Annotated in this window: 4 protein-coding genes; 1 reads left to right on the plus strand and 3 read right to left on the minus strand. The window is 39.4% G+C overall.

Annotation, left to right across the window (positions count from 1 at the left end; all coding sequences use genetic code 11):
- Positions 1-120: 120 nt before the first annotated feature.
- Entirely contained in the window at positions 121-1,227 is a 1,107-nt protein-coding gene (locus tag BGL89_RS11345) for a sensor histidine kinase (protein ID WP_286825790.1), read from the minus strand.
- A gap of 506 nt (positions 1,228-1,733) precedes the next feature.
- Here BGL89_RS11345 and BGL89_RS11350 point away from each other — a divergent pair.
- The gene (locus BGL89_RS11350) at positions 1,734-2,150 is read left to right on the plus strand and encodes a DUF1816 domain-containing protein (protein WP_286825791.1); all 417 of its coding nucleotides are present in this window, start codon (positions 1,734-1,736) and stop codon (positions 2,148-2,150) included.
- 26 nt (positions 2,151-2,176) lie between these two features.
- On the opposite strand, the gene BGL89_RS11355 is transcribed toward BGL89_RS11350, so the two are convergent.
- On the minus strand, positions 2,177-2,371 hold the full coding sequence (locus tag BGL89_RS11355; RefSeq protein WP_286825792.1) for a hypothetical protein: 195 nt from the start codon (positions 2,369-2,371) through the stop codon (positions 2,177-2,179).
- A 372-nt stretch (positions 2,372-2,743) separates the two neighbouring features.
- A partial coding sequence (locus BGL89_RS11360) for a hypothetical protein (protein WP_286825793.1) occupies positions 2,744-3,417 on the minus strand: 674 nt, incomplete at its 5' end.

The following is a 3,417-nucleotide window of genomic DNA, read 5'->3' on the forward strand; positions in this document are numbered from 1 at the left end:
TTATCAGTTATCAGTTATCAGTTATCAGTTATCAGTTATCAGTTATCAGTTATCAGTTATCAGTTATCAGTTATCAGTTATCAGTTCACTGTTTACTGTTCACTGAAAAATCCCCATCTCTCAATTGTCCGATATTGCTAGGGAAAAACGGAAAGTGCTGCCTTTACCTAATTCACTTTCCACCTCGATTTGACTTTGGTGTAATTCCACTAAACGACGGGTAATCGCTAAACCAATACCACTACCCCCAGAATAACGGGAACGAGAACGATCGGCCCGCCAAAAGCGCTCGAAAATAAAGGGTAAATCCTCTGCTGCGATGCCAATTCCTGTATCGATAACGGCAATTTGTAGGCGATTTTTGTCCCTTGTCACTTGCAGGGTAATTGCACCATTATCGGTGTAACAAATGGCATTACCGAGCAGATTAACTAAGATTTGTTCGAGGCGATCGGGATCGGCCATGACAGATGGTAAATTGGGGGGACAATCTAACTGTAAAGTTGGTCCATCTTCTAATAATTGATCGGCAAATTTTTCGATGAGAGAATTTAACAAAGTTAATAAATTAACAGGTTGCAGTTTAATCGAGAGATAACCAGATTCCGCTCGCGATAGCTCCTGTAGATCGTGGGTTAAACGTTCTAACCTGCGGGTTTCTTTCACTAATTTCTGATAAAGTTCTGGATTAGGTTTGATCGCACCATCGGCTAATTCTTCTAAATATCCCCGTACCACAGTTAAAGGTGTGCGTAATTCGTGGGTAAGATCACCGATTAATTCCTGTCGCCGTTTTTCCACATCGGCTAAACTAATCGCCATCTGATTAAAACTGATGGCTAATTGATTTAATTCTGGGATTTCGCTTTCTGGAACTCGCGCCGATAAATCCCCTTCAGCAAAATTTTTAGTGATTTGTTTCATTTGTTTTACCGGTTTCATAATGCGTTGAGAAACCAAAAAACTCAGATAACCAGCCGTACTTCCTCCCGCAATGAATGACCAAATAGCACTACTATCCCAAGCTGTCTCAAAACCCCTAACCAAGAAAGTTCTCGCTGATCGCACGGTAAAAAATCCCTGCCTTTCTAACTGTTCCAAACGCAAAACAAACATTCGCGGAGAAGATAATTTAGCAATGATAATAAAGCTACTCAATCCCACCACCATAACGAGGAGATGGGATAAAAATAATCTGGTTCCTAAGCTTAATTTTGGTGGCTGCATATTTGTTAAAAACCTCTATTTGTTGTCAATATTCTTGAGAGATTGCTGCATAAATATAAAAACCTTGTTGGATAATATTTTTTGGTCTTTTTGAAATCAAAAAGTGCCAGCCATTGGATTGTTCGGTGGGAAAATTTAGGGACTTTTTCCCTGAAAATTAGGTAATTGACCACCTAAAAATGGGGAAAACCCCACACCCTACCCCTAGGAAAAACTTTTTGCCGCAAACCCTATTGACAGTGTTTCTCATAAAGATGAAGTATAACAGGATTTGGCATCGACCACCGACTCCCCAAAACGAAAACTTCCTATCCCACCATTAAGATAACGGCTATATATTCCCCTACAGCATCTTGAATAAAGAACCCGTCAAGCTATGCTGTCAGGGGAGAGTAGGACAAAACCTAACTTTTTGCCGCTCTATGCTATCGTATCAAGATGCGCTACTCTGTTAGGAGTAGCGTCTGTTTTTTTAACCCTTACCCTTAAAAGAGAATCTTTTCTGTATGCTAGAGGCTAATAATCAGGGAGAGAATCAAATATTTCTCTATGAAGTTGTTTTTTCCGGTTCTTCTGGCTCGTTGCCTCAACGCTTCTCCTGGACAGTCCTGCGAGTACCTAAAAGCCGCATGAGTCAAGAAACACAGCGCCTCCTGCGCCAAGGGGCCAAGATTCTCAGTATAAAGCCTCTTGACCCCGAAACTGTCTCGATCAAGCCTAGTTTACCACCTCAACCCTGGTGGGTAGAGATCACCACCAGTCAGCCGAAATGTCTCTATTATTTCGGTCCTTTCGAGAGTTTTTCTGAAGCTTTATCCCATCAATCCGGTTATATCGAAGACCTAAAATCGGAATCGGCTCTGGGAATTAACAGCGAAATTAAACAATGTCAGCCAGAGGTTTTAACTCAAGAAGATTTTTAATGTATGGTATCTAATTATACAGATTTTTAGGAATAGTTAGCTTCCTCTTGTTTTCGTTTAATAATGCCTTTACCCTCACAGAATTTACAGGGGACGGATTCATTCTCCGTCTCTAGATAGATTCTTCCTTTGCCTTGGCAGTGGGGACAGATAACTTGTTCTTCCCACCAATAATTCTCTAAAAAAGCCTCATCGGTAATATAGGTAAAATCTTCAAACATTGGCTTGTCCTCTTATCGTTGAGATAGCTTAATCTGGATTCATCTTTCAACCTGAGAAATTGAAAATTAGGTTTACCCCCATCGTAAAAAAGATCGGGTTCATTCTTCTTGAAACTTAAATTACTTCATATTTATTTATGTTTATTAATATATAATGAGTGTTCACTATCAATCGGGTGTATCTCATATTTGTGAATTTCTCTCACTTATGGTGATCAGCAGAAGTTATACTATAGTCAGACTAAATCCGTTGAGTATAGGCTACTTATGAAGACAGGCAAAAGGCACTCATGCAAAAGGCAAAAGGGGGGATAAATAATCAGTCTTTAATAACCGGATTTAGTATAACGATTTTGGTTCCAATCACACAATTTAGAGAACCGTTAAAAATCTATGAACTCCCGAAAAGGCTTGCCATATAAGCATTTCGCATCTAAGTACAATTGAAAAAAATCCATATTGTAAGTGATCTACTTCAAAGCCTCCATCGATTAAAGTCTGAGATATTGATATAGCTGAAATACCTGCTAAATTGATAACTCCAAAAAAGCGATCATCAACTGTTGTTCCGTCGAATCTGTTATCGCCAATCTGTCCCTGACTAAGTGCAATAGTACCTAAAGAATTTCCTTGTGCATCAAAACCTTGAAACGTTAGTGGTGTTTGGTCTGTCTCTGGAGGTCCGCCAAGGCTTGAATATGAATCTGTCCAGACAATACCTACATGAGTAGGAAGGTTTCCTAATATATTGACATTGAAATTAAATTTAAAGCCTCCTATTATTCCATTGCCTTGTTCATATAAAGCATGACCTTGTTGCCCGTTTCCATCAATTACTCCGTCGTCAATATCAACAGAATCTCTATAAAAATCTGGACCTGGCACACTAACTGGTAAGCCACTAGCACTAGAGGCTGTAACACCTGGCACATTCAGGGAACCATCCTCAAAATTATCAAGGTGAAAATAGCTAAAGCTAACATTTTTAAATGGACTATCATTAAAGCTAAGATAAGGAGTTGGTCCGAGTAATGTTGGAGCAGAAT

This window comes from Microcystis sp. LSC13-02 (assembly GCA_002282935.1).
Lineage (GTDB): Bacteria > Cyanobacteriota > Cyanobacteriia > Cyanobacteriales > Microcystaceae > Microcystis.

Coding starts and splice junctions, on each gene's coding strand:
- BGL89_RS11355 (WP_286825792.1), bottom strand. CDS start 2,371: ATGTTTGAAGATTTTACCTATATTACCGATGAGGCTTTTTTAGAGAAT.
- BGL89_RS11345 (WP_286825790.1), bottom strand. CDS start 1,227: ATGCAGCCACCAAAATTAAGCTTAGGAACCAGATTATTTTTATCCCAT.
- BGL89_RS11350 (WP_286825791.1), top strand. CDS start 1,734: ATGCTAGAGGCTAATAATCAGGGAGAGAATCAAATATTTCTCTATGAA.